Here is a 25,501-nt window from a genome sequence, read left to right on the forward strand (position 1 = left end):
TGGTGTGGTCTACAGAGGATTATGTCTTTTTAGAGGGGAAAATCCCTAGAACCCCCTACACGTTAGGTTTAGATGAAGACCTTATTAAGCAGAATATAAATCTTACCGCTGAGGTCGGCGGTAAATACCATAATTTTATGGTCTGGGCTAAGCACAAGGACGGTCACTACGTGACCAATGAAGAAGTTGCTGAGAGCTATCTAGACGCCTTCGAGTACGCCGAAAAAGCCGGTGTCATCATCACCTTCGAGAACCATGTGGACATGTGGTCTGAAGACTATCGTCGAGTTGCGCAGGTTGCTGATCTGGTTGAGGCGAGAGGAGTCAGGTTCAACGTGGCCATGGACTACAGCCACTGCATTTTCAAAATTGAAAATGCAGTTGAGCATGCAGTTTCTCAGATGCGTGGTGACAATGAGGCAATTGCCAAACTTGATCCGTTCAATGACGATAGTTACGCAGATGAATGGCTCAATCGCAATCTAGTTCACTGGGCGCAGATGCGTCCCGCAGCACCAAACGGCCCACTTAACTGGTGGGGGTTTGAAACTGGCCCATGGGATGCAAAAGGGATAGATCGCCCAGGACGTTCCATTCAATACCCATTCCGGCGCCCTGCCAAAGGCGAATGGCACACAGAAATGTGGCATGCCCACAAGCTGGCATGTACCAAAGAAATTACGAGAAAGGTCATCGATGCGTACCTACAAAGCGATGATACCAACCTCTCATTAATGACCATCGACAACATCAACCTGAATGCTTACGGATTAGGGTGGAAGTACAACATGTTCGCTGATAGCTGCGCTTACGCTCAGTATGTCCGTGAAATCTATGCTGAACGTGCTGCTGTTCATCAGGCACGAAACACCATGTCAGCTTCTGAATTTGTCTCCCAATACCGGGCAGGCGCCGTTGTAGCGGTGCCAAACAATGTATAGGCCCCAATATGTTAAATGAGAACAGTTTTATTTTTGACGACTGGCACCCCGTCGGCGCACTAGCTGATACCTCACTTGGTAAGAAATACTTTTCCCGAGTTTTGGCTGTCAGCATTGAATATACGCTCACCGAGGATGGGTTGCGGGCAGAGGTTTCCTCTACAGGCCTACCGCTAAAAACCCAGGTGATTTATGGACTTTTATGGGTGTCTCTTTCAAATAACCCACGAGATGTAGTAGCCATCCCCGAATTTGATGAACCTGATCGCAGGGTGATCAGTGCAGGATCAATTCGGGTGGGAACCTCTGGGTTACGTGTCGTTGAAAACTTCCTTGATATGGCGCATTTCCCGTTTGTACACACAGATATTCTCGGCGCAGAACCACTAACTGAAGTGGCTGCATATGACATTGAAATCGATGAAGACCGAGATGAAGTGCTGGCTATTAATTGCAGATTTCCCCAACCGAAAGGGTCGGCGGCTGCTACTGAACCGGTGGACATGCATTACGTCTACCGAGTCGCCCGCCCTTTCATCTCTATCTTATATAAGACGTGTGTGATTGAAGATGATCGCCTTGATGTTTTGGGTCTGTTCGTCCAGCCCCTAGATGAAGAAACATGCGTTGCCCACGCGATCATGTGCTACCTCGATGACATTAACACCGACAAGCAGTTAAAGGACTTCCAACAGAGAATTTTTGGCCAGGACATCATGATTTTGCTGAACCAAGTTCCCAAAGGATTACCCCTTGATCCAAAGCTTGAAACCCCTGTGCGGGCTGATGCCTTGTCGAGCGCCTATCGTCGCTGGATTAAAGAAAGAAATGTGACGTTTGGCACCGCTCACTGAGCTTATTTTATTACTAGGTGATTTGTTATGGATTCGTTAAATCAGGAGTGGCATGTCATTGCCAACTCCGAAGATATACCGTTTAGACACGTGTACCAATCACGTCTTAATGGTCAAGAACTCGCAGTATGGCGTGACTATACAGGAGATGTGAATGTTTGGGAAAACCGCTGCCCGCACCGTGGTGTTCGACTAACACTAGGCGAAAATGTCGGAGACCAATTGCAATGCCAGTACCACGGATGGAAATATCAGTCTGGTACGGGACATTGCTCATTTGTACCAGCGCATAAAACTGCACAGCCCAGTAATGCCTGTGTAAAGACTTATCTATGCACAGAGTTAGAAGGCCTGATATTTGTAAAACTGGATACAACGAACGGGACCGATGCTCCAAAGCAGCTATCTCTCGTTGACTCTCTTAATTCCAGCAACCTGCGAAGCCAGGTGATTGCTGTAGATGCCCAGACTGCGATCGATACAATCAAGAAGGGAGCTTCTAGCTTTGCCCCTGTTTTAGGCAATCGCCCAGAAGAGATTCAGTTTGTGGGCGACGGCCTAACTATCGACCTTACATGTACGGGATTGGCGGAAACTTTACGTATTTTTGTCCAGCCAGAATCTGAACAAAAAGTGGTGATTCACGCCCGTTTATACACGGATACTCCTGTGGATCTTCAACGTAAAGTTATGTTCATGCACGTGCTGACTGAGCTGTTCGCTCAAACGGAGCGTAGTACCAGCATTTCTGATTCAAAAAATGTTATCGCTACTGATAGTAGTACACATGTAAACCAGGGCAATCCTGAAGTAGACAGTGCTCGAAAGCAGATTATATGTACTGTCATCGCCCGAAATACTGAGACGCCTGATATTGATTCTTTCTGGCTTAAGCCGGAAGAAGAGCAAGTATTAACTTTGGAACCAGGCATGCATGTCGGTTTGACAACGCCATCCGGTCACTTGCGGCAATACTCAATCGTTAATACACCCGAGGAACGAGATGTCCTGATCATAGGTGTTAAACTTGAGGCTAAGTCACGAGGCGGCTCGCGTAGCATGCACAGTGATGTTCGAGTTGGCTCTAAAGTGTCAATAACTCTTCCTCGCAATCAATTTCAATTACAACCATCTGAGCGTAAGGCTGTCCTCATTGCCGGTGGTATTGGTGTGACACCTCTGCTCGCAATGGCTCTTTTCCAAGAGCAAAGAGACCGTAACTACCACTTACATTACTTTGTGAGAGGTAATGAGCACATTGCCTTTAAAGATCGTATTTCGGCGCTTGGAAATAACTGCTCTACCTATGTTGGCTTAGGTATAGAGGAGACTCAGAGTGCAATCACTGAGCTTCTACAAGGATTAAATCCGGAGTCACATGATATTTACGTCTGTGGCCCTCAGACGATGATCGAACTTGTCTCCACAACGGCAATCAAGTCCGGTTTTTCCGCAGATCAAGTGTATTACGAGTATTTCGGATTAACTGATCACGCAACATCACGCGCCCTTAGTGAAGGGGGCTATCAAGTGACTATTCAATCCACTGGACAAGAATTCACTGTTGAACCTGGTAGAAACCTTCTTCAAGCATGCTTAGAAGCTGGGGTTGAAATCGATTACTCCTGTGAACAGGGCGTATGTGGTGCATGCATGACTAAAGTAATTAGCGGCGACTTACAACATGAAGATGTTTATCTCTCTTCCAAGGAAAAGAACGATGGGAAATTAATAATGCCATGCGTATCTAGTTGTAAATCAGCAAAGCTAGTTCTGGATATTTAAAAGAGGTGCTTATGCTTAAACTTTACGACTATGAGCTTTCTGGAAACTGTTTTAAAGCTCGCCTACTTCTATCAATGCTTGGTGTTTCTTATGATACCGAGATTGTTGAGTTTTATCCAGAACGCGAACATAAGAGTGCTGATTTTCTACGCATTAATCCACTTGGCCAACTTCCCGTTTTGCAAAACGGAGACAAAGTTATTCGTGAATCCCAAGCCATTTTGGTCTATCTAGCGACTAAGTTTGATTTGGGGAGGAAATGGTATCCGCTAGATAGTCCAGATGCTCTTTCAGATATTCAAATCTGGCTGGCTTTTTCTGACGGAATTACGGCGTCTATTTCTGCTGCAAGGCTACATGAGCTTTTTATGTACGACTTTGATGTCGAGGAGTGTCGGAACCGTGCTTATGTTCTGTTAGAGGTAATGGACAAACATTTGTGGGTGAATCGTCAGCAAGGCTTTGATTTTCTCTGCCCCATGGAGCACCCGACAATCGCCGATATTGCCTGCTTTCCATATATAGCTATGGCTGACGAAGCGGGCATTTCACTTCAAGACTATCCCTCAGTGAGACTCTGGCTAGATAGTGTGAAGCGTATTCCCGGTTTTATAGCAATGTCGGGAATATTCCCTGTAAGCAATATCTAAATATTCCCTGCGCCAAGATATTAATATTTATCAACTTGTAGCCATATAGGATTCTGGCAAAGGCGTCAGTATCCAATAACTAAAAAGGCTATAAATAGAAATTAATTAATAAATTAAAATATGTAAATCCTAGTAGGAGACATGTAAATGGTTATCTACACCCCGCCATCTGTGGCAAAAGATATTCCTGTTATCGACCTCGCAGAAAGCTTTTCACACGATATCGAAAAGAGAAAAGCTGTTGCGTGGGAAATACATAAGGCAGCACGTCAAACTGGCTTCTTTTATATAAAGAATCATGGTGTTCCAGTTGAATTGCAAAAGGCATATTTCGATTTAGCCAAGGAATATTTTGCGTCCCCTATGGACGAAAAAATGAAGATCAGTTCCAAGAACTCTGTCTGCCTGCGTGGGTACGAACCTATTACTGCTCAAACTCTGGATGAAGGATCTCCTTCTGATTTGAAGGAGGGGTTTTTATTTGGTCGGGACCTAACAGAGTCTCATCCTTATGTTCAGAATAAAACACCGTACCATGGTCCCAATCAATGGCCTGAAGGCAATCCACACTTCCGGCAACAGGCTGAGGATTATATGCACCATTTGGAGCTTTTAGGTCGTAAGCTTGTGCGCTTATTAGCACTCTCGTTGGGGTTGCCAGAGGACTTTTTTGACGAGGGTCTGAAGGAGCCGATGATCATTTCTCGTATGCTCTACTATCCCAGTCAGCCGAAAGACGCTCAGGTAAACCAATTAGGTGCAGGTGCGCATACGGATTGGGGTCTTATTACATTACTACTCCAGGATGCAGTCGGAGGGTTAGAAGTTCGAAATGCAGATGGAGAATGGCTGAAAGCCCCTTTTATAGAAAATACCTTCGTAGTGAATCTAGGTGATATGGTGCCAGTGCTTACTAACGGGTTGTATCACTCTACAATGCACCGCGTTCTCAACGCATCGAAGGAAACTCCACGTTACTCTTTCCCGACATTCTTTGACCTTGACTACTATTATGAGGCTTCAGTGGTTCCAACTTTGCGCAAGCCCGACGAAGAGTACCCCGAACCTATCACAGTAGGCGGTCATATCGCTGAGATGTTCAATAAAACATTTGGCGTAAAGTAAACATTGCCAAACTGTCCGAAACATTACCGTCCTCATGTTTGAGGACGGTCCTCCAGTCTAAAGCAATTGGGATTACATCCATTGTGTTAATGAAAAATTATCTTTAAAAAACAGATGGTTGTTGAATTTTAGCTCTAAATGATTATTTGCCTTAAACTCTGCTAATCGATTTCAATCATCCAGTCACTCCGAAACACAGGTACCATACCTGCTTCACTTGGATACCCTAATTGATTACTAACTAATTGAGTTTGGCCTATTAGGGGTTCTGCTCCCCAATGGTTATGCCCATATATCCATAGTCGTGGGTGCCACATTTCAATCAAAGCCTTACTGTTCGCTTGAAAATAGGCCGTAACCGGATTTGGATTAAAACGAGGATGACGAACTTCAAACGCATCGTTTTTATGCTGTGTAGCTTTAGCCTGGGAGAGTGTAAGGCTTTACAGCAACACAGCAAATCCATTGATTATCAATCAGCAAAGGGAACGTATGATTCATTCGTCCCTACTAAAGGCGCCAATGAATGAAGTTTTCTCTTTTTGAAAGTTATTAATGATTTGACTTCTGATTCACTCAAAATTTCTGTGCTTTCGTCTATCTTGTTCTAAAAGAAGAAATAGTTCCCGGCCCTACCGACTAACACAGTATTTTCTCTCGTTTTCGCGTTGAGTTTTACCTGCATGCTGGAGTTTTTCAGAGAGTCAGCGTTCATTTTTGCGACAAAGGGTAAAAGTCCTATTAAAATGATAGTAGGGATGGCTATCTTTAATAAGCGTAAGTCTATCTTCTTGAAATTTTTACGTGTCCATTGTTCCATAAGCGCAAAAAGAATAAAAACAAACCCTAAACCATGCATTAGTATAGTCTTGCCCGTGATTAGATAATACATACCGTATCCGCTTAGTACTGAAGTGACCAGAACGTTACCTAATCTTCTGGCAGGTGCTAGATTACCTTTATCGTCTGTACATTCCTCGTCAGTAGGTTCAGCAAAGATTTTTAAACTGAATATCGGCAAGATAAAAATATTAAAAATTAAGAATCCCAGAGCTAAAGTTGTTAAGGCGACCATGAGAGGGCTTAAAGCCTGACCGATATAGTCAGAAACACTCAAAAACTGAAAGATATCGATTCCAAACTCACTCCAGAAAAAGGCCAGATAAACGCTCGCTAAACCTAATGAGAAGGTTCCCAAATAGGGAATATATTGAATTGGCTTCATAATTATTCTGTTTTCTTCCGTGCATGAATAAGCATCATGTTAATAGATTGCGTATAACCAACAAGTAATACTTACGAATATTTCTCAGTTTTCACTCACAGGATTTCTGTGATTTTAAATCGCATTTCTGCTGCTTTCAGCCTCAGTCATTGGCCTGCAGTAAAGGGACAGTTCTTCATCCAGGCATTCCCACTGTGAACCGGTGCGGTTATCACGGCGCCGGGCAGGATCGTGCGGCTTAAGAGGATGTATGGTGACTTTCTCTGGCCGGCCATAATTGGTCAGCAAAATGGGCTGTGAGGCATTAATCGACGTGGTCACCGGGCGGCTGGTGCCGTTGGTACCAAAATACAGCGAGGCGTTGACGGTATCGTTGCGGGTTTTACGCACACAGAAGCGATGGGTGTTCACCCGTTCGTGCAGGATATCCCGCAGGCGCACCTTATCGCTAAGCGGGAGCTTATTCGGTGGCGCGGCCATGATGAAAGGCACCGCGGTCTCCACATCGAGGTATTTATCCGCGTTTTTGCTTATCCAGTGAAAATTCACCGAACGCAGGCGGGACATCTCATCGTCAGCACCGGCATTGATAACATCAATCTGCCGGTAGAGTTGATAGGCAATGTAGCCTTCGCCGTGTGCGTGTAGAAACTCGTGCTTTTGAAGATGATTGCGCTGGTGGACCGCCACCAGCTTGTTGCCCCGGCGCATCAGGCGTCGGTCCTGCACACAGGCGGCGATGACATCTTTGAGCTGGTTAATGACGGCAATGGTCTCCATGACGTCGTCAGGATTCTCTAAAAACAGCACGCCCGGGTATTTGCCGGAGTATTTACCGGAGACATCATGCTCATGGCGCTGGTAACGACGAAGGGCGCTTACCCCTGCCCTCACCGCCTCCTCACCGGTAAAGTGACCAATCTGAAGCGTGAGCTCACCACGACGATACCGCTCCACGTCGTCTTCGTAGATAGCAGGGAGCTGGGCATAATAACCGACCGGTGCCAGCACCATCGTGTCGGTGAGCACATCAAATGCATCTTCCAGTTGTGCCAGCAGCTGGGTAAAGTGTACCCTGTCATTGGCCATAACACCCTCTATCAATATAACTATCTTTACCTACCACCTTCTACATATAACACAAAAAATACCCACTCGTCACCCGCCAAATGAACACGATACTTGCGAGCTCGTCCCTGACTGACCGCCCCAGGCTCGCGTTAGTTGAACAGGAGGGGCACCTCCGGGGGTGGATGAGGGACGCCAATATCGTATACCTCATGTGAAGGTGGTAGGTAATTGCATTATTAAACCTGTCTTCTATCGCATTTTTACAGAATGCCACGTGCTAAAGTAAAATGGATTGAACAAATGGGGGCTCCTATGAGAAAGCATCGTTACGAGAGAAAAGAGTTTGTGTACACATTTTTTGAACTCAATAATGCGGTTCGTGTAGTGAGGCACGACGGCACCAGTGAATATGAACATACTTTCTCGATTGGTGATAAGGTAAACGACAGAACGCTGAAACAGTTCTCCTGGGACAGTGCTTTTGAGAATGGTCATTCAGTTTACGCCTCCAGCACAGAGTTCCCTTCATCTAATAGTCAGAGCCTGGCACGTCAAATCGATCTCATCATTGACAATAACGAAGCAGAAGAAAGAGATATCACTCGTGAAATTGAGATTATTTCCGGGGAAAGCTCTCTTAGTGATACGGAGAAAGAAGCACTTATAAAGATAAGAAAGGGACAGGCAAAATTCAGAAAAATGCTTCTTAATATGTGGACGAAATGTGCTGTAACAGGCTGCGAGACCAAAGACCTACTAGTTGCCAGTCATATCATTCCATGGACAAAATCTATCGAAGACAGGTTGAACCCGTACAATGGGTTGCTTTTAATTGCTAATCTGGACAGAGCTTTCGATTCGGGACTCATTAGCTTTGATAAACTGGGTAAAATTCTCATATCAAGTGAATTGAAAAAGGAAGATCGTCAGTTGGCTGGCATTCGTGACGATATGAGAATTGATTTACACCCAAATCACGAAAAGTTCCTTAGGCATCATAGAGAAGTTATCTTCAAAACTTCTGCTTAACAGTTCTTCTGTTGATAGATGCAGAACTCGATCCCAAGTTGCTCTCACTTTCGATTTCTAACATTAAGCTGATATTTTGATTCAGAATTTAATATCAGCTCTGAACTAATAGCGGAAGTGAGTATCAAACTCTTAGCATCCTAAATATCGAGCCGCAAGTTTTCCTGTATCTCGTCTATCAGTGTTTTTGGTACATCCCATTCCTCAGCAAGCTGACGCCAAGTTGATACGTGCTCAATCGTTGCATCAATTATATCGTCGATCTTTTTCTTGTAAAAAATAGGGCTAAGTTTCTTTAAACTATAGAAATCACTTCGTGTAAATTTATCTCTTTTACCATTCAAGCTCATCCAATGGCTGTTTACCCATTTACTGCCTGGTTTATAGCTATAAGCTAAATCATAAGCTGGTGCGAGAGACCATTTGTCTTTTTTAAGAATAAAGGCAAAGTTCTTTGAGTGGTCGTCATGATTTCGAGCAATGATATTGAACGTCATGCGCTTGAATAACTGCTCAGCTTCAACAGCAGAAAGCTTTAACTGTCTGGCAACACCAAATAATTCTGCGTAAGAAAATGTCCCCGGCTTTTTATAATCAACGTGGGCAAGCCCGTTTAGTGTTTGTACGTGTACCTTGATGTTTTTAGTTCTATCAAACCGTTGTGTAATAAAGTGGCGTCGCTTACCTTCGTGGAGTAAGCGGCATGGCATCATATCGACACCGCATTTGTTAGCCATTAAATGATAGACAAATTCCATTGCTCCATAGCCTAATGGATCACCAAAGGTTTCCTGATTTTTGTTGTGTTCACTAACGCCGTCAAATTTCATCAAATAATGAGCAAAACCACTTGGCACTTTGGCTTGGCCAGAGCGAACTTGAGTAAAATCTTCATTAAATGCTAATACGGCTTTCGGTCGTGCTCCTCCCGCACTCATGCCAACAGATAATAAAGACATCATTGCCTCTCTATCGTCTTGGCCATTTTGTTTAAGTTCTACTTCAAAATTACCTCTTGAATCTAAGATTTCTTGTGCAATTGAAACGAGCGATTGGATTTCTACTGGTTGTGAAGCATTTAAACTTCGTAACTTTGTAGCTGGCGCATACTCTAGAGCTCCCATGCCTCGCTTTCCCGTATATTGGAGACGTTGCAGTGGGGTTATGTCACTCGGTGAACGACCTTGACCAGCAACCCATGCGTTGAGAACTGCGTTACCAAAATCATCAGGTAAGGAGTCAGCTATTAAACCTGGTAGTCCTCTAAAGGTATTGAAATCCAGTTCGGGAAAGCTATAAATGCGATTCGATAATGGCATTTTGATCGGAGACAGCTCGATACCTTTTTTTATGAAGCCTGGCTCATATTCAAATGACCCAATTCCCTTTTCTGTGTCAAAACTCACTGCACCAATAGTATCATCTTGGTATGTTAACGTAATGACTTCCATTACCATTCTGGTGTTTCCTCATCTTTGTTACTGCGCTGGCCAGAGGCTCTCTGCCTTTTCTTTCCTTGCAGTTTGGCCAGCTGTAAGGGAGAAATTTCTTGTTTAGGGAGAAATAGATCAATCTGCTGCGTGAGGTCTAATGCCATTAGTATAGCAATCATGATATCGAGCTGAACTTTTCCTTTTTCTGCATTTAAAACCGTTTTGCGAGCAATACCAGCAAGCTCCGCAACTTCAGTTTGTGTCAGGTCTCGATTTAGTCGAGCTTGCTTCAATCTGTCGCCGATTTCTTCTGCTAATGCTGTAGCTGCCACGCTTTTCAATATAAGGTCCAATTTTGGTTACACTATGTTTTATTTTTCGCTTAACGTCCTTAATTTAGGACTTTAAAGCAACACTGTCAAGCCATCATTTAAAGTCCACATTTGGCTACATTAAGTGCCCTTTTACCTATTATTGTAACCATTTTGGAACTTTATAAAGTCTATATGATGCACTATCCATAACAGATAAAGGCGATAAGAGGAGGTAAGCATAGAATTCTCTGCATGGGTTGCTTAAGGCTCAAATGAACGAATTGCGGACGTCAGGTGGACTGAGTGGGAGCGTCAGCTAAAGACAAAATAGCAAACGTTCGGGGTGTAACGATCTAGCCATGTTTTTATGTAAACGACAGGCCAAACTAACTGAGCCACTACAAAGAGCAAATCGACGCATAACAGTCCTTGTTGTCGTCCATCTATTTAATTATTAACCAGGAGCTATCTATTTCACGCTCATTTCTTAGACAAATTTCACGCTTTTTAGCGTGATCTGGAACACCCAGCCTTACGGTTCTTGGCTTTCGGCTTCACCAGCCATAGATTCCATCAGATCCCGTGCCAGCTCATGCAAGTCAGTGGAGACAGCCAGAGGCGCCCCCCCTTCCGATGCGTTAACGAAGTCGACGGTTGCGACGATAGATCTTCGCCAGCTTTCTGCAAATGGTCTTCATTTTCCATCTCCTGAGTTGTTTTCTGAAACTGACGGCCACCAGCCAGAGACGATGTCTGACGTTGCCCGCCGGATAGGTTTTCTGGTTTTGGGTTGTGCTGTCTTCGGTGTATCTGTCATGCTTTTCATCACGGTCCCGGGTGTCGAGACAGTGTGTTAACTGCTCAACCACCGGCATAACGTCGGCCATTTCAACGACCTGATGCACTTGCTCTAGGATGGTCTCAACGCCTAACACCCACTCCTCGCCTTGCATCTGAACTAACGCACAACGCGTCTTATTCATGGCAGGCTCCATACAGGTATCCTGATTCACGTGAACACGACAATAGAGCATCACGAAGCCCTGAAAGCAGGTTGGGAACGCCTGAAGGTGATTATCTGCCCCGCCTTTAGCCACCAGCACCTCGCACATCTTCTGCAGGTTGACTCTCGCGCCGGGATATTCGGCTTTTACCTTTCTTTCCATCCGCACATCTTCAATCGGATTAAACAAACCCTGTTGAAGCGGTGTGAGTTTCAGCGATGTCAGATAAGCAAAATCAGAATGACGGATATGGCCGGCTTCATGGTCGATAAGCCCTTTTACCAGTGCCAGATAAGTCGGGTCGGTGAAATCGCCATTGCGGATCCAAATGACATTCCCATTTGTCACAGCAATTTGTTTCCCTGCCGAGATCAGGCGGATTGTCACGTCGTCGCGCTTAGACAGCATGGCCGCCAGAATACGCAGGTAGCGTAAAACCCGCTGACGGGCTTGAGGCTGTGTACGTTCTGACTGACATGGCGTGTAGCGATCGTCATCGGGATCTCGCGTTGGCAGTACCGGTTTCGACAACATATAGCGATGTCCAGGTTAATGAGTCATATCATCACCATACCGTGGTCTTCACATCGCGCTACTTTCTGGACATACTAGCCATATCGATCAAATTTCCATCACGCCGCGTTAAGGATAACCATGGCTCACTACCACTTTCGCTCACTTATTACCGCCCTTGGACTCCTGACGCTATCAGGTTGCGCGCAATACCACAGCGAAGAGGAAGTTAAGACCTACAACGGGGATCTGACCGGTCAGGTGTATGCCCTATTTCTCGGTACCAGCACCTTGTACTTCGGGTTTGGCAAAGAGGGGTATGATGACGGCGTCATGATAGATGGCTTTGTTTCCCGGCCTGGGTTCTTTCGTATGGCGTTTTTACCGGAGGGGATGAAGACCGATCCCGTCAAGGTAGAAAGCGAGCTGGCAAAAGCCGGGCTGACTTTCGGGGAAATTGACTCACTGTTCGTCAGTCATTCGCATTATGACCATGCGCTCGATGCACCGGCCTATAAAGACGCCACTGTTTATGGCTCCTGCACAACGGCCCAAACCATTTGCTCGGAGCTTGGTGATACCGAGAACGCCTGTAAAGACGATAATAAAGTCATCAAAAATTGTCCGTCGTCTGATAAGAAACTCGATAGGTTATGGCCGGATTTCGAACGCCTGACCTTTTCTGACGACCCCATTGAAACAGCCGGATTCAAGGTCTGGGCGGTGCCAGGTGAACACGGAACAAAACCTTGGGCCTTACAGGGCCTGCAGCACCTTCTCGACAGGATGGCAACCTATGGTAAATACTATGCCGATCATGGGCCGGTATACAGTTTTTACCTCGAGCGTGGGGATATCAGGATCCTTGTGGTTCCCAGTGCCGGCTACCCGGACCAATATCCCGACTTTGTGAAGCCAAATATCGTATTTCTCGGCATTGGCGTATTGAGCTCTTGGGTTGAAAAACGACCTGAGAATCCTGCGCCCTTTGACAGTGCCAGTTATGCCGAGATTTTATGGCGTAAAAATGTGGAAGAGCTGGGGGCGAACGTCGTTATTCCCATTCACTGGGACAGTTTCAACTATGCGTTATCAGACGAACTCAGGCTGACCAATGAAACAGCAGATAACGTGGAAGAGACGCTGCAGTTCCTGAAAAAACAGGCATCAGAATCAAAAAATGATGTGAAATTACTGCTCCCGCCCATCAGAAAGCCATTCTTATTGAAAGATCTACATTAAAAAAAGACTGGCAAATAGTGCCAAAAATTAGGGGCTCTGCAACTTATTGAATTAGATAGAAAATCATCCTGTAACTTTTTTATAGCCGGACAAAATACTTCTGTTTTTACTATTAATCTGCGCTATGCTCATATTCTGCTGTGAACAAACCAGCATTAAATCCGCCCCATTTCGGTTATGAACTTGTTGTGGCACCAAGGATATTGGCTGCCTTACTGTTCGTCTTATCGAAGTTTAATTGCTTCTTAAAGCATCAACTACAAATTCATAGTTATTCGAAGATTCTTACTCTAGTTCATATAAATGAACTGGGTAAGCGCTGTTTTGCTTTGTATCTTCGAATACCAGACTTGGAGAATCCCATGGTTCAACTAGATCAGCTTGGCTCATATGTATATGCGCTCGTCGACCCCTACCAGAATGATAAAATTTTTTACGTGGGCATGGCGGGCCCCAAATTTGATAATAGGACCAATATGAGACCCACTGAACATTTCAGTTTTTTGGGGAAAAGAGAGCCCGTTAGCGAGAAGGAAGTCTATATTCAACGGATGATAGATTCGGGTAAGAAACCAGAAGAACTCATTCATATCATCAGGCATCACCTTCGTGACCCTAAAGAAGCCTTCACAGTAGAGGCAGCGTTAATTGATGCCTTTGGTAAAGACAATCTCACGAATATGAAGAAAGGCAATGATTCAGTAAATTCTCGAATGTCATGGTCAGAATTAGACATCAGATTCGGCACAAAATATGTGGAATGGGAGGAACTGCAGAGCTTTGCCAGGACGCAAGGTATACGCATTACACTTCTGCATATAAAGGATAATTATCGACCTAATCTCAAACCCTACGAGCTTTATGAAGCCACTCGCGGGTATTGGAAAATTGGAAAGCATAAAGCGGCGATGGATAAACCCACAATTGCTATTGCGTGCGTGGGCGATGCGATCCTTGAAGCTTATCGCGTAGTGATGTGGTTACCTTTTGGCGAAGTATTTTCATCAAGATATGATGATGCAATTCTAGAAAAAATAAAAGGAAAAGCAGTGTTGTCAGAAAAAGCTTTGATAAAAAAAGAGTTCGTCGGACAGCTTGCAAAGAACTCTGAATTTCCCTATCGCAGGTTCCGGATAAAAAAAGATGGCGAACTTTTAAAATGGCCGGAAAATCCCGTCAAGCATATCGAATAAGCAGAGAAAGTCAGAATGCGACCAAGAAGATTAACGAGATCAGAAAGTGAAAAAGTACGGCCCTTACTCAGCCCCCCTTCCGAGCTGGTACAAAAGCAGATTGATGAGGTACCTGATTTACTGCTGCTGACCTTCCCTTCTGGCTCAGAAGAAGAGCGTACCTACACGCTTTTCTTAAACAAAGAGCAACTGATGTGCAGCGAAGAGTTCGACCTTAATGAGTTTGATATGGTCAATATCGGTGAAAGGCTGGAGGGGATATTGGCTGAAGAATTCATTCAGATTCAGCTTGAATGGCGTGCCTTTGGCCGCGCGGCATCCAGACTGTTAGGGAAAGAAACGGAGTTTGATGCCTACATTCGTCGCGAAGGTGATTTCTATCCTGTCGATTGGCTTCACTACCATCATGACAACGTCTACATGCTGGCCTATTACATTCAGCACCATGAATCACACCCTTATATGGAGAATAGCCATGTGTGGTTACTGCTTTGAGGGATACTATTTGTCTGGCTGGCAGAATGGCAACTATGACGCCGGCAGGATCGACTCTAAAGGCCTGGTTCTTGGCGAAGATGGATTCGTGGCAATGGGGCTGGTCGAATACACCGGAGGTGATGAAAGCCAGGCCCGAGAGCTTATGAACAGATTCCCTGAATTTGCCTTAACGCCCTGGGTTATCATGAAAATCCACCAGCAAAGCCCTTTGTCTGATGACGCCGTCAGGTGGGTAGATGCGGCGTATGCGAGGCAAGCTGTGGTAAGGCAGCTACCAGAGAGCTACTGGTACTCACACAAAGACGACTACCCGCGTTTAAATAGCTTTTATCATTATGCACGCATGGGAAACTGGGCATCGTTAGTGACTCTGCAGCTGTTGGATGAGGCTGAAAGATTCTTACTGGATATCTTCAGTCACTGTACATACGAAATTAAAGAAGGAAAGCCTGAGGGTGAGACTGAGACTGAGATGTTTATCCTGCCTAGTCTATACCGAAATAAGCTGTCAGATGTTTTTAAGGCTGCACCGCTAGAAGTGTTTCTCGCAACAGAGCTGTTGATACAATTTCGGTCTGAATCATGGGTGTTGCCGATGACGATTTCCGTGGATGTTGAGGTGTTTTTTATCAGTTACTTTCCGGGATGGCGACGAATCGTCGCTAATCACGTTTTCGATAATGAGTCATCGGACATTATTGAGACAATCGGAAATATTTTACCGCTAAATACCCTAAAAGGCCTTTTTTTACGACATCAGAACGATAAACAACGCGTTTCACTGCTCACTCACTTTGTCGAAAGCCGTGTCAGTGATGATCAGGTAAACCCTGCAGAGCTCTTAGCCGAGATGAAAAACAGCGCAATATTCTGACTGCTTTATCCTTTTTCTACTTTCAATATTTTGTAAATTTCATTCAGCATATCGTTAAATAACGTTTTACTGTCGGTCAGACTGTCTATGCATCGTTTGACTTAGGGCAAGATCCCAATGGTGTCAGTCATGAAGGCATCACTAATTCTACCTTTTTAGTTAATGCCAGTGAGCTCAGTTCCTGTCGGCTACCACTAGCTAACATGGGTATCGAGTAACATGTGCTGCAGTTATGGGCACTATGAACGCACACTATCTTGCTTTTTAAATATTGATAGTTCTGAGAGATTGTCTTTAGCCTTATCTGCTACCTGTTTGTTGCCTCTAAGAGAACTTCTAATGTGATCACGAGTGACAAAACTGAAGCATGAAATGCTCGTTCTGGGCATGTACGGCGTACGGTCCTCACGTATGGCACCAGTAGGTGTGCATCAATGGAGCAGTGTAATTGATGCAAATGCGGATTGTTCATAGAGAGTTGGGGTAAAAAGTTGTTAAGACAACGAATTTGATGCATAAAGAAGGATCCGTGACCGAATACCGCGCTAAAACTGTGAAAATGGGGCTGGAACTTTATGTCAAGCACGCGAAAGCCACGGCATAAAGCCGTGTAACTTTAAAGCTGTGTTTTCAGGTGCGTCGCTGGTATTCCCTGAGGTATGCTGCAGCTTCAGCGGGGGTCAGTCGCGGGTTGGACTTGGCTGTTCTTTCCTGTAGCACCGGTGCTTTCTTGGGTTTACCGGAAAACTTTTGTTTCAGTGTTGCTGTCAATTTACCTGCCATGGATTTTAGGCGAAGTATGGGGTTCATGGATGTCACGGAGACCGCGGCATCTTCGTAGATAAACTCGAGCGCGGAAAACGACTTCAGAGAGTTGAGGATCCGGCGGATAGTATTTTGCGACCACTGCAGCATCCCTGATAAAAAAGTCACGCTGCGGCTGAGTTTTCTGCGACCCTTTTCAATATTCCATTTATGGTTGTGGTAGAGATAGGCATGTAGAATGAGCGCTTTGTGGACATGTTTAGACTGATTACCACTTACAGCGTCAGCATCGGTTTCTTGGTGTAGTCGGCCGACATTTACCGGGAAGAACGTGATATCTCTGCCCCCTACCCCTTTATACTTAGATTTTGTTTCAACAACAGCGCGTTGCAATGACTTTGCAAATCGTTTCGCATACTCGTGTTCACCAATGGTCAGGTGATGCGCAATATCATCATAAAAGGTAAAGCGGTCTTCTCTGGATACAATGGTTCTTTCGACCTTCTTGAGAAACCTCTTATCTATCAGAGAACGGATAGCACTTCTGACGGCATTTGGAGAATACCCGACTTTATTACAGATTGCCCGGGTCGTCTGTTTGAAGGTCCGGTTGTAAGGACTTTGCTGGCAGGCAAAGAACGCAATGTGACTGAACACATAGCATTCCGTGTCTGTCAAGTGTTCGAACTGGCCGGTGGCCATGAATACGACATCACTGGAGGTGTCTCTGTTTTTCATTTTTCTTTACCAACAAATATCGAAAATTTGTCGATAAAAAACGCGTAACTGTTGACCTGATCGATCAATCAGCTAAAATTGGATGTGTAACTGCTTCGAATAGTTACATCCTACGGCCCGCATTGTGTTCCAGCACAACGCGGGTTTATTTTTTTAGCGCTTCTTATCTTCCCATAAGTCTTATTGCTCTTCGCTGAGCTTGTTAAAGATCGTATTGTTTTTGTTTGATGTCTTTAACAGATGTAATCTTTATATGAAAGATATTAGAGATCAAGCCGAATCGGGATCTAATTGGGATCTTTTTATAGATTCGATCCAGCGCTTAGTTATTGAATTTAGGCGCTTATAGATTCGATCCAGCAAAAAGAACTCATCAAATCGCCGATCACCGATTCCCGTTAAGATGATTCAATATGTGCAGTGCTGACATATCGCGTCTGAAGGCGATAACTGACGCGCCCTGCTCTTGCGAAAATCCGATGTTAATGAGGTAGCCTTGAACCGTTGCCCTGCCATATTCAACCACCAGTTCGCCTTTACGCGGTTCGGATAGATGACAGGTCTCTACAACATGAACAATCTTGTCTCTAATGGCGTCATGGATTTTAGCTTTGTATTCCGGATCGGCGTTAGCTAACACCATGTTGGAAAATTTGCGTTTAAACTCACTCAAGCTGGACGATGGTGCAACTGACTCCCTGAGCGCATTCCACGTATAAATTTGCTGTGCCTGTCGGCCACTGATGAGGTGTTCCCGCGCCCATAAGCCAAATAGGATCTCGATTTCATTCTTTGTGGCAAATACATCACTGTCAATGAGCAGCATATCGTCCAGTGTTCGCTTGGACCTTACCGCAGCGATGATGTTTTTCACGGTAGAACGCGGAAACTGAATGACTGCCGCTTTCTTTTCCATTTGGCGTTCATCTTCATAAGTGACCAGCGCTTCAAGCCTAAATAGCTTGTAAAACATATCGATGTCTTTGATGGAATCGTGGCTCTGGCCATAGAAATCTCGCATATCGAACGTTGTGGCAGAGATACGTTGCATCGATTGAATAGCATTAGCAGTGTAGCCCCCTGCTGATGAGTCCGATAAGGGAACATCTTTGGCCATAGAGATAAGTGGTTCAAGTGGGAGGGTAAATGTTTCGCCGATGGTGTCCGCTTCTTCAATACGCTCCGAGATATGATTGATAAGCCATGTAATGGCGCCAGCGTAGTAACTCATATCAGGTAGGTAAATGAGTCGTCCCTCCTCTGCCCGTGCTGTTATAGATATCGGCTTTGCCCTGCCCTCTTCTTTTAGTTTAACCCGAATGGTACCGGCTTTGTCTTTCCGGTTCGTCCGCATAGCTTTTACTAGATAACGGACTATTTGCAGTTCGAGGAAACGGGTTTTATCATCGTACCGGTCAATGTTAATCGTTTCGACAGAACTGGAAGCTACCATCTGAAAGTTGTTGACGTCATTGGCGGTGGGATCGGATTTTGTGGTAGCGATATCCTGGCCTTTCGGGATGGCCAGGGAATATAATTTTCCTCTGCGTCGACGGATGGGATCGGTTGTAATGAATTCGCTCGTTACGAGACTAGTCTTTTCCAGCAAAACCAGATGGTGACGAATATTGGAGACCTTGCGGTCAATTCGATCAGCCAGGAAATCAAAACTGGCAATGCGCTCATCAATATCCTGCAGAGCGATGAATATATCCGACACAACGGCGACAGTAGTTGGCGAGATGGATAAGGCTCCACATAATCGAAGGTATACTTTGAGATCGAGATTGTCAGGAGCACTTACCAACGGAGCAGTAAATCCGTATTTCTCTGATAGGTCAAAAAGCTCTCTCACGACTGGTCCACCGATTTTATAGATTATAGTTATTTCGCAGATTCGATCCTGAGGTTATCTGACTCTGTTCCCCAAGTCCACCTTAAAGATTGCAGTCTGATTAAGCAAACAGGTTCACTTGAACCTGACAACGAAAAAATCTCTGGAACCCATGAAGGACGTGTCATGCAGACTTCTTGTTAATTTTTTTAAAATACCCTGATATGAGCCATAATCTAATCATAAATGACGTTTAGAATTAGGACGCTGATTGGTTATGCCCACCAATTAAATTTTATCCGGTAATCCCAATACCGCGTGTAATTATTAAGAGAACAGATTTAAAGGAACGCGCATCGGACATTTTGGTTCACGTGAACCTGAGTCGCTTCATTGCACTGAATGGTACAAAATTCGTAGCCTGTAGGCCAATTCTTATTTTTTAAATAATACCGTGAAAATATCGGCTTAGTGGCCAGTTTAAAGATTGGATCCAGTAGATCTCATGTATTCAATCGAAAGTGTCAGTTTGTAGAATCCTCTTTTTGCAGATAGCCAATGGACATACTTTCGCTCCTCTTGAAGATTTATATACAAGAATCTGACTTAATCAGGTTCACGTGAACCTGAGTGATAATTTTTCTCTACATGCCCCGTAATCCATAGGCTCTGAGGCAATTTTTAATTTTAAAAAATAACCCATGTTGAGCCTGTATTTGAAGATTTTAAAGATTCGATCCGAGACATTGGATCTTTAGCATGTCAGACTGATTTTGTGTGCTACAACAAGGTCAGAATTATGAAAACAGGTGAGCTGTATAATGGAATGCGAGTACTTTCCAGCTACCACAGAAAAGGTGGCGTAGGAAAAACGTTCCTTGCTTCGACAATCGCGTATTTGCTGGCAACAGGCGGACCTAATGGTAAAGGGAAAAAGCGCCGTGTTCTGGTGCTGGATTACGATTCGCAACAGGACTCCTCCAAGGCCTTTCTGAAAATGGATGCTATCCCCGGTGACGATGAATATGCAGCGCCGTTGCATCCTGAGATTGATGAGATAGCCGATCCGGAATGGAGCGGACGAAATACGTCAACTGACATTCTGTTCGATTCACCGGTTTATGAATACCCTACGGCCTTTGACAATATCAAAGTGTTGCCGTCAGAAGGCAATGTTGACCGGGTGCTGGCCCTGACGCCGGAATCAGACAGATTGGTCTCCAAAATTACCTCTCACATGCGGGACTGGTTTTCTATCCCGGACCTGGCTGATGATTACGACATCGTCATTGTGGACAACCCGCCAAGTAAATCACCGGTTAGTGCCGGCATGTTGGGCGCCGCAACACATGTGATAATTCCTACTGAACCGGAATACGACTCTATTGATGGTGTCCCTATGCTGTTAAACCGCATTGACCGTATCAATGAGGAACGGCAAGGGAACCCGCTTAAGGTTGTCGGGGTGGTCCCGAATAAGGTACCCAGCAAATCTCGCCTGACACAGAAAGACGAAGTGGCACTGGCCAAGCTGTATGACAAAAACGGTCCTACAGGTAAGCACATGAGTCGTTTCTGGCTGCAGCAACGCAATTGTTATCGCGTCATGGAGCGTCCATCAGTTGATGAGACCCATTTTAACTACGTGCATAACCATCTTGCTCAGAAAGAGATGCAGAAGCTCTACGAGCTCATTGAAAACAGTTTATGGGGGAGTGACGCATGACCACCACGAAGAAGCCAAGACGCCGAACTGTTGGAAAATCCACATCACAGGAAGATCTCATCAGTCAGTTTGAGTCAGGTGAGGGCGTGTCTAAAAAGTCTCAACAGATGTTGGATGAGCTGAAAGAGCGCGATAAATCCAAAGAAAGTGAAGTGCATGACGATCCGCTTTTCAAAACGCCATCTGAACTGGATAGGGTGCTGATGGATTACATTCAGCCCCAGGCCGATAATCCACGGTATCTGCCAGTCACGTTTGCGAAGAAAGCCGACGAGGAATCGATTGCGGCACTGCAGAACTGCGTTGTCTGTGAAAAAGGGGTGTTAGAAAACCGCCTGGCCAAAGATAACCTGCGGTATGACGCCGTGAATAATGAAATCGAAGAGATAAAGGGATTAGCCGAAACACTGAAACACAGTGAGCTGGTTCATCCGATTTCGGTTTGGCGCAAGAACATGTCCGACTATGGGATTGTGGCCGGTCACAGACGTTTCTATGCTATCCGGTACCTGTACGGTGGGCTCATCAAGGTTAAAGTGAAGATCTATGCTGAGAAGCCTAAGAATCTCAATGTCCTTCGCCACATCGAGAACTTTTCACGGTCTGACTTAACACCGCCTGATGCATTGCAGAGTTATGCCAAAGCGGTTCAGGAATTAGAGTCTCTTGAAGCGGTGCAAATGCAGGAAGACCGAATATCAGTGGTAACGTCTTACCTTGGGATCAGTCGGACCTCGTTCTACCGTTATGACAAGCTCTACGAGCATATTAACATCGTGTTGCCGCTGCTCGAGAACAAGGTGGTTACCAGTATCGTTGCGCTTTATGAAGAGATAAAAAAAGCGGAAGAAAACCAGGAAGCAGAACGTTACCTGTCGTCTCTTAAAGAGGCGGGTAAGTTTATAAAGTATTTGCCTGAACAAGCGCCGAAAAAGCAGGGCAGGGCGAAAAAATACATTACTATGCCGAAGGTCAAAGTTAACCAAACGTCTGCCATTCAGAGGCTGCTCACAGAGGATGTGACGAAACTGGAACTTGGCATAGACTGGGATAATGTGAATTTTGACGACGTCAATGACGTGGAAAACGTACTTAAAGTGCTGCTTACATCGCTTTCCAAATAGCATTTAGGTTCACGTGAACCTAAGCTAATAGAAAATGCCAGAGCCCAAGTCTAGCGGTGTCTCTGGCGTTTTTTAATTTTAAAAATAAGTATGTCAAAGTTTCAGTAATTTGACGATTAATCCAAATTTTCTCCAATCATTCTATTAAAATAAAAGCTCAATAGAAGCTTGCTGAGTCAACGGTCTTGTGTTGAAACTTCTCAAAGCGAATACAAGTGAAATTGAGAGCGTTTGAACCGCTGAAGCTCTTTTAGTTGGGGCGCAGGCGAGTTTGATTACTCATAATAAATAAGTTGAGAATCGTAGATTTCAAATAAGATCAGTTTCGACCCAGAGAACTCAGACACCTAGCCAGATATCTTTCAGCCTTTCAGCACCCTAGTTTTCACAGCAATGATGTTAAACATCAATCCTTTAATGGACAGACGAAATTCGTAATAAAGTATCTCTCCTAACATCTAGAAAAAGTTAACGCTAATGAGTTAAATTGAGTAACTAGAAAAAATCTGAAATTTTAGCCAGCCTTGATAAGGCGCTTTAGATAGCTATTTGCTCTACGAAGCTTAAATGTTGATTCCAACACTAATAGTTAATAGTGTTTTTTCGTTGTATTGTGAGGACGGAACTTCGCTTTATGACTCTTAACTTTTTGAAAAATAAAGTAAAACTTTTTCTGCAATATCCACAAATCACAGATCGGTAAACTACTCTTGACCAGACCACTGACATATTGATACTTATTTACTTTTGCATTCACTGATTTTTTATCTTAATCACTAGAGTATTTACACCTTAGACACCACGAGTTTTGGTAGAATATTAGTCACCCGCTGTATTGAACAACGTGACGATTTAAAAATCAAAGAAGATGACCTGAATTTGTCGTGAATGTTTAAATCATTCTGTTTTAGAGGCTTAACATGTTCCGAGTAATACAGAGACTCAGGTTTCGCGTCTATCGACAACGACAACATACGAGAATCGATATTACTCAGCAAACGGGGGAGGGTTTAGCTATCATAATGGCCAGGACTGTTCAAACCGAGCAATTGATGCACTTAAAGCATCAATGAGTAGCAAATTATTGTCATAGTCATCTAGTAAGATTTCTAACAATGCCAGCGCGGTAATATGCTCCTCTTGTGAATTAATTTTAGTGATGTAAGCGGCTTGTTTAGCTAGAGCTTGTCCAGCTTCGCGTAGTTTTATGAACTCATTACTGCGTTCTTTCATTGCTTTTGCGGTGCTTGTGTCTGAAGCAACAACCTCGAAAATATTGTCATACTCCAATTCTTCCTGCTCCTCTCTCTCAATAACCAGCTTTTTTAGGCCGACATCATCAGTTGCATCTTCACTTTGTTCAAGTAGCTCGTTAAGCGTGTATTTGTTCACGCTGAGGTGTCGCTTTTTGCACCAAGCAACTGCTAAATTGTCCATATCTAAGGATGAAATACTTGTTGAGAAATGAGATTGAACTTTGCTGTTTTCTGATAAATATTCAAAATTAAAGCGATATCCATCATGAATACATAGCACTACATCCATCTTGTTGATCTCGCTATCATCATCTAGCGATAATTCTTGATAGAGTCCAATATATCTACCATTATAAATCCATTTTTTCTCTCTCATAATTAAACGACTCCGATTTGAATTGATGAAAAATCGCTTATCGTACGCAAGTGCGTTCCTTTTGATGTCTACAAATCACCAGCATGTAGTAGTCAAGTAATTTGGGCCACATCGTTGTAGCTATTCCAGTAACGCTTCTCCGACTCATTCGGTGTTAAACCACCGTTGTATGAATGCGGTCTCAGTCGGCTGTAATAGCCATGAATATAATCACCAATTTTTTGTTTTGCTTCAGTAAAACTATGGTAGCCAGTTGTTGGCACCCATTCGGTTTTAAGACTTCTGAAGAAGCGTTCCATAGGGCTGTTATCCCAACAATTCCCCCTGCGACTCATGCTTTGCGTTAAGCGATACCGCCAGATTAGCTGACGGAATTTGCGGCTCGTGTAGTGACATCCCTGGTCGCTATGAAACATCACGTTCTTAGGCTTTCCCCGATACTCGAATGCCATTGTCAGAGCCTGGCAAGTCAGATTACTGTCCGGTGAATGGCTCATTGCCCAGCCTATTGGCTTGCGGGCAAACAGGTCGATAACCACAGCCAGATAAGCCCAGCGATTACCAGTCCAGATAAAGCTCACATCGCCGCACCAAACCTGATTCGGTGAAGTAACAGCGAACTGTCTATCGAGCAAATTCGGGATAGCAACGTGCTCCTGCGTGGCTTTCTTGTAAGCGTGTTTCGGTAACTGACAACTGAACAAGCTGAGCGCTTTCATGACCTTGCCAGCCCGGTAACGGCTTAGCGTAACATCGTGAGACTCATCGTTCGTAATGATGTCTGATATGGTTCTCGCTCCGGCAGAACCACCACTCAGTCGGTACGCTTCGCGTATAAGGCTGCGTAGCCGGATAGCTTCCGGTGATGGCCACTTATCGCGCTGTTGCCAGTATTTAAACGTGCTGCGGTGGACATCCAGTACCGCACACAGATTATTTACCGAATATCGGTGCTTATTGCTCTGACTCAGTTTCTCGATTAACGAGAGTGTTTCATGGAGTCCGACATCTGCATGAGGCGCTGTGCAGCAACAGAAGCCTTTTTTAATATTTCTTTTTCTAATTCAAGGCGTTCAACTTGTTTCTTCAGCTCGCGGATTTCTCGTTGTTCCGGCGTCATTGGCGTGGCCTGAGGCGATTTTCCATCACGTTCTTCACGAAGCTGCCGCACCCACTTACCCAATGTTGAGTAACCAACGCCCATCGCGTCAGCCTCTTCTTTGTTCGTGTACCCCTGGGCGAGAACCAGTTGCGCAGTTTCGAGTCTGAACTCAGGACTGAAATTTGGGCCTTTCTTCTTTGCCATATTGCCACCTAATTTTGTTATGCTGCTAATCATAGCAGCTCTAATCAGGTGGCCAAATTCACTATGCCACTACAGTCGCCCTAGGAAGCGAGCCTTATACACGTTTTGACAGTGTCCCTTTTCCTTTCAAAGCGTATACCTGCATGTCAGCCAGTGATCAATTTTCGTCAGTATTACGGTGACATGATGCCCGTTAAAACGGTGCTCGGGTTTAGTGTGCTATTACAGATCGAGGATAGAAGCTATTTTTTTTATGTTTCCGGCGGTACTTTTACTTCAAAAACCTATAATACATCACGTTAAGTATGCGGTTTGGTTTCAAAAAAAATAAAGGTGTAATTATCGGTAAATAAAGCATATGTGGCTGAAGGAAAGTGTTCATATAGCACACGATTTTCATGAGTTCGACTCGAAAATGGTCTCATTGCGCCCAATAGGATAGTGCGGAATATGGTAATCGCCCCGTTGCGCCCAATAGGGCAGTGCGAAATATGGTAATCGCCCCGTTGCGCCCAATAGGGTAGTGCGAAATATGGTAATCGCCCCGTTGCGCCCAATAGGGCAGTGTGGAATATGGTAATCGCCCCGTTGCGCCCAATAGGGTAGTGCGAAATATGGTAATCGC

At 44.6% G+C, this 25,501-nt stretch carries 22 protein-coding genes; 12 read left to right on the forward strand and 10 right to left on the reverse strand.

Annotation, left to right across the window (positions count from 1 at the left end):
* From AC4PME_RS12600 to AC4PME_RS12620, 5 genes are all read left to right on the forward strand, one after another.
* On the forward strand, positions 1-941 hold a 941-nt coding region (locus AC4PME_RS12600), incomplete at its 5' end, for a TIM barrel protein (protein ID WP_491046741.1).
* 8 nt (positions 942-949) lie between these two features.
* Positions 950-1,795 (forward strand): hypothetical protein, encoded by an 846-nt coding sequence (locus AC4PME_RS12605; RefSeq protein ID WP_491046740.1) that lies wholly within the window; start codon positions 950-952, stop codon positions 1,793-1,795.
* A 27-nt stretch (positions 1,796-1,822) separates the two neighbouring features.
* A complete protein-coding gene (locus AC4PME_RS12610; RefSeq protein WP_491046739.1) occupies positions 1,823-3,580 on the forward strand; it encodes a PDR/VanB family oxidoreductase in 1,758 nt (585 codons plus the stop codon).
* Between the two features lie 11 nt (positions 3,581-3,591).
* The gene (locus AC4PME_RS12615; RefSeq protein WP_267996089.1) at positions 3,592-4,230 is read left to right on the forward strand and encodes a glutathione S-transferase family protein; all 639 of its coding nucleotides are present in this window, start codon (positions 3,592-3,594) and stop codon (positions 4,228-4,230) included.
* Positions 4,231-4,377: 147 nt separating this feature from the next.
* The gene (locus AC4PME_RS12620) at positions 4,378-5,355 is read left to right on the forward strand and encodes an isopenicillin N synthase family dioxygenase (RefSeq protein WP_491046738.1); all 978 of its coding nucleotides are present in this window, start codon (positions 4,378-4,380) and stop codon (positions 5,353-5,355) included.
* Between the two features lie 607 nt (positions 5,356-5,962).
* Here the strand turns inward: AC4PME_RS12620 and AC4PME_RS12625 are convergent.
* Together AC4PME_RS12625 and AC4PME_RS12630 are read right to left on the reverse strand one after the other, a co-directional pair.
* On the reverse strand, positions 5,963-6,580 hold the full coding sequence (locus AC4PME_RS12625; protein ID WP_491046737.1) for a hypothetical protein: 618 nt from the start codon (positions 6,578-6,580) through the stop codon (positions 5,963-5,965).
* Positions 6,581-6,694: 114 nt separating this feature from the next.
* The gene (locus AC4PME_RS12630) at positions 6,695-7,669 is read right to left on the reverse strand and encodes a DNA replication terminus site-binding protein (RefSeq protein ID WP_491529627.1); all 975 of its coding nucleotides are present in this window, start codon (positions 7,667-7,669) and stop codon (positions 6,695-6,697) included.
* Between the two features lie 294 nt (positions 7,670-7,963).
* Between AC4PME_RS12630 and AC4PME_RS12635 the strand changes: the two genes are divergently transcribed.
* Complete coding sequence (locus AC4PME_RS12635) at positions 7,964-8,680, forward strand: HNH endonuclease (protein ID WP_491046735.1); 717 nt, start codon at positions 7,964-7,966, stop codon at positions 8,678-8,680.
* Between the two features lie 140 nt (positions 8,681-8,820).
* Here AC4PME_RS12635 and AC4PME_RS12640 read toward each other — a convergent pair whose 3' ends face one another.
* From AC4PME_RS12640 to AC4PME_RS12650, 3 genes are all read right to left on the reverse strand, one after another.
* Entirely contained in the window at positions 8,821-10,131 is a 1,311-nt protein-coding gene (locus AC4PME_RS12640; protein ID WP_491046734.1) for a type II toxin-antitoxin system HipA family toxin, read from the reverse strand.
* Positions 10,131-10,445, reverse strand: a complete 315-nt coding sequence (locus AC4PME_RS12645) for a helix-turn-helix transcriptional regulator (RefSeq protein WP_491046733.1) — start codon at positions 10,443-10,445, stop codon at positions 10,131-10,133. The genes AC4PME_RS12640 and AC4PME_RS12645 overlap by 1 nt, the downstream gene beginning before the upstream one ends.
* Before the next feature lie 620 nt (positions 10,446-11,065).
* Positions 11,066-11,965: a hypothetical protein gene (locus AC4PME_RS12650; RefSeq protein ID WP_491046732.1), complete on the reverse strand. Its 900-nt coding sequence runs from the start codon at positions 11,963-11,965 to the stop codon at positions 11,066-11,068.
* A 120-nt stretch (positions 11,966-12,085) separates the two neighbouring features.
* Between AC4PME_RS12650 and AC4PME_RS12655 the strand changes: the two genes are divergently transcribed.
* The 4 genes from AC4PME_RS12655 (at position 12,086) to AC4PME_RS12670 (ending at position 15,751) form a co-directional block, all read left to right on the forward strand.
* Positions 12,086-13,186, forward strand: coding sequence for an MBL fold metallo-hydrolase (locus tag AC4PME_RS12655; RefSeq protein WP_491046731.1), 1,101 nt, complete (start codon positions 12,086-12,088; stop codon positions 13,184-13,186).
* 362 nt (positions 13,187-13,548) lie between these two features.
* Entirely contained in the window at positions 13,549-14,379 is an 831-nt protein-coding gene (locus AC4PME_RS12660) for an LEM-3-like GIY-YIG domain-containing protein (RefSeq protein WP_491046730.1), read from the forward strand.
* 15 nt (positions 14,380-14,394) lie between these two features.
* A complete protein-coding gene (locus tag AC4PME_RS12665) occupies positions 14,395-14,874 on the forward strand; it encodes a hypothetical protein (protein ID WP_491046729.1) in 480 nt (159 codons plus the stop codon).
* 10 nt (positions 14,875-14,884) lie between these two features.
* Complete coding sequence (locus AC4PME_RS12670) at positions 14,885-15,751, forward strand: hypothetical protein (protein ID WP_491046728.1); 867 nt, start codon at positions 14,885-14,887, stop codon at positions 15,749-15,751.
* Positions 15,752-16,381: 630 nt separating this feature from the next.
* Here the strand turns inward: AC4PME_RS12670 and AC4PME_RS12675 are convergent.
* Both AC4PME_RS12675 and AC4PME_RS12680 read right to left on the reverse strand, forming a co-directional pair.
* The gene (locus tag AC4PME_RS12675) at positions 16,382-17,254 is read right to left on the reverse strand and encodes a hypothetical protein (protein WP_491046727.1); all 873 of its coding nucleotides are present in this window, start codon (positions 17,252-17,254) and stop codon (positions 16,382-16,384) included.
* Positions 17,255-17,639: 385 nt separating this feature from the next.
* Positions 17,640-19,109 carry a hypothetical protein gene (locus AC4PME_RS12680; protein ID WP_491046726.1) on the reverse strand — a complete coding sequence of 490 codons (1,470 nt, stop codon included), beginning with the start codon at positions 19,107-19,109 and terminating at the stop codon, positions 17,640-17,642.
* 805 nt (positions 19,110-19,914) lie between these two features.
* Between AC4PME_RS12680 and AC4PME_RS12685 the strand changes: the two genes are divergently transcribed.
* Both AC4PME_RS12685 and AC4PME_RS12690 read left to right on the forward strand, forming a co-directional pair.
* Positions 19,915-20,814: a ParA family protein gene (locus AC4PME_RS12685; RefSeq protein ID WP_491046725.1), complete on the forward strand. Its 900-nt coding sequence runs from the start codon at positions 19,915-19,917 to the stop codon at positions 20,812-20,814.
* On the forward strand, positions 20,811-21,938 hold the full coding sequence (locus AC4PME_RS12690) for a ParB/RepB/Spo0J family partition protein (protein WP_491046724.1): 1,128 nt from the start codon (positions 20,811-20,813) through the stop codon (positions 21,936-21,938). The genes AC4PME_RS12685 and AC4PME_RS12690 overlap by 4 nt, the downstream gene beginning before the upstream one ends.
* Before the next feature lie 1,017 nt (positions 21,939-22,955).
* On the opposite strand, the gene AC4PME_RS12695 is transcribed toward AC4PME_RS12690, so the two are convergent.
* The 3 genes from AC4PME_RS12695 to AC4PME_RS12705 all read right to left on the reverse strand — a co-directional run.
* Positions 22,956-23,570, reverse strand: coding sequence for a hypothetical protein (locus AC4PME_RS12695; protein ID WP_491046723.1), 615 nt, complete (start codon positions 23,568-23,570; stop codon positions 22,956-22,958).
* Positions 23,571-23,662: 92 nt separating this feature from the next.
* A protein-coding gene (locus tag AC4PME_RS12700; protein ID WP_491046722.1) for an IS3 family transposase occupies positions 23,663-24,909 on the reverse strand; the annotation gives its coding sequence in 2 pieces (ribosomal slippage) (positions 23,663-24,580 and positions 24,583-24,909; 1,245 coding nt in all).
* Positions 24,910-25,175: 266 nt separating this feature from the next.
* Positions 25,176-25,501 (reverse strand): hypothetical protein (locus AC4PME_RS12705; RefSeq protein WP_491046721.1); only part of this gene is annotated, 326 nt, incomplete at its 5' end.

This window comes from Alteromonas sp., assembly GCF_984505615.1.

What these genes read in the sequence shown, in the direction of transcription:
- AC4PME_RS12605 (WP_491046740.1), top strand. Translation starts at nt 950, where the DNA reads ATGTTAAATGAGAACAGTTTTATTTTTGACGACTGGCACCCCGTCGGC.
- AC4PME_RS12610 (WP_491046739.1), top strand. Translation starts at nt 1,823, where the DNA reads ATGGATTCGTTAAATCAGGAGTGGCATGTCATTGCCAACTCCGAAGAT.
- AC4PME_RS12615 (WP_267996089.1), top strand. Translation starts at nt 3,592, where the DNA reads ATGCTTAAACTTTACGACTATGAGCTTTCTGGAAACTGTTTTAAAGCT.
- AC4PME_RS12620 (WP_491046738.1), top strand. Translation starts at nt 4,378, where the DNA reads ATGGTTATCTACACCCCGCCATCTGTGGCAAAAGATATTCCTGTTATC.
- AC4PME_RS12625 (WP_491046737.1), bottom strand. Translation starts at nt 6,580, where the DNA reads ATGAAGCCAATTCAATATATTCCCTATTTGGGAACCTTCTCATTAGGT.
- AC4PME_RS12630 (WP_491529627.1), bottom strand. Translation starts at nt 7,669, where the DNA reads ATGGCCAATGACAGGGTACACTTTACCCAGCTGCTGGCACAACTGGAA.
- AC4PME_RS12635 (WP_491046735.1), top strand. Translation starts at nt 7,964, where the DNA reads ATGAGAAAGCATCGTTACGAGAGAAAAGAGTTTGTGTACACATTTTTT.
- AC4PME_RS12640 (WP_491046734.1), bottom strand. Translation starts at nt 10,131, where the DNA reads ATGGAAGTCATTACGTTAACATACCAAGATGATACTATTGGTGCAGTG.
- AC4PME_RS12650 (WP_491046732.1), bottom strand. Translation starts at nt 11,965, where the DNA reads ATGTTGTCGAAACCGGTACTGCCAACGCGAGATCCCGATGACGATCGC.
- AC4PME_RS12655 (WP_491046731.1), top strand. Translation starts at nt 12,086, where the DNA reads ATGGCTCACTACCACTTTCGCTCACTTATTACCGCCCTTGGACTCCTG.
- AC4PME_RS12660 (WP_491046730.1), top strand. Translation starts at nt 13,549, where the DNA reads ATGGTTCAACTAGATCAGCTTGGCTCATATGTATATGCGCTCGTCGAC.
- AC4PME_RS12665 (WP_491046729.1), top strand. Translation starts at nt 14,395, where the DNA reads ATGCGACCAAGAAGATTAACGAGATCAGAAAGTGAAAAAGTACGGCCC.
- AC4PME_RS12675 (WP_491046727.1), bottom strand. Translation starts at nt 17,254, where the DNA reads ATGAAAAACAGAGACACCTCCAGTGATGTCGTATTCATGGCCACCGGC.
- AC4PME_RS12685 (WP_491046725.1), top strand. Translation starts at nt 19,915, where the DNA reads ATGCGAGTACTTTCCAGCTACCACAGAAAAGGTGGCGTAGGAAAAACG.
- AC4PME_RS12690 (WP_491046724.1), top strand. Translation starts at nt 20,811, where the DNA reads ATGACCACCACGAAGAAGCCAAGACGCCGAACTGTTGGAAAATCCACA.
- AC4PME_RS12695 (WP_491046723.1), bottom strand. Translation starts at nt 23,570, where the DNA reads ATGAGAGAGAAAAAATGGATTTATAATGGTAGATATATTGGACTCTAT.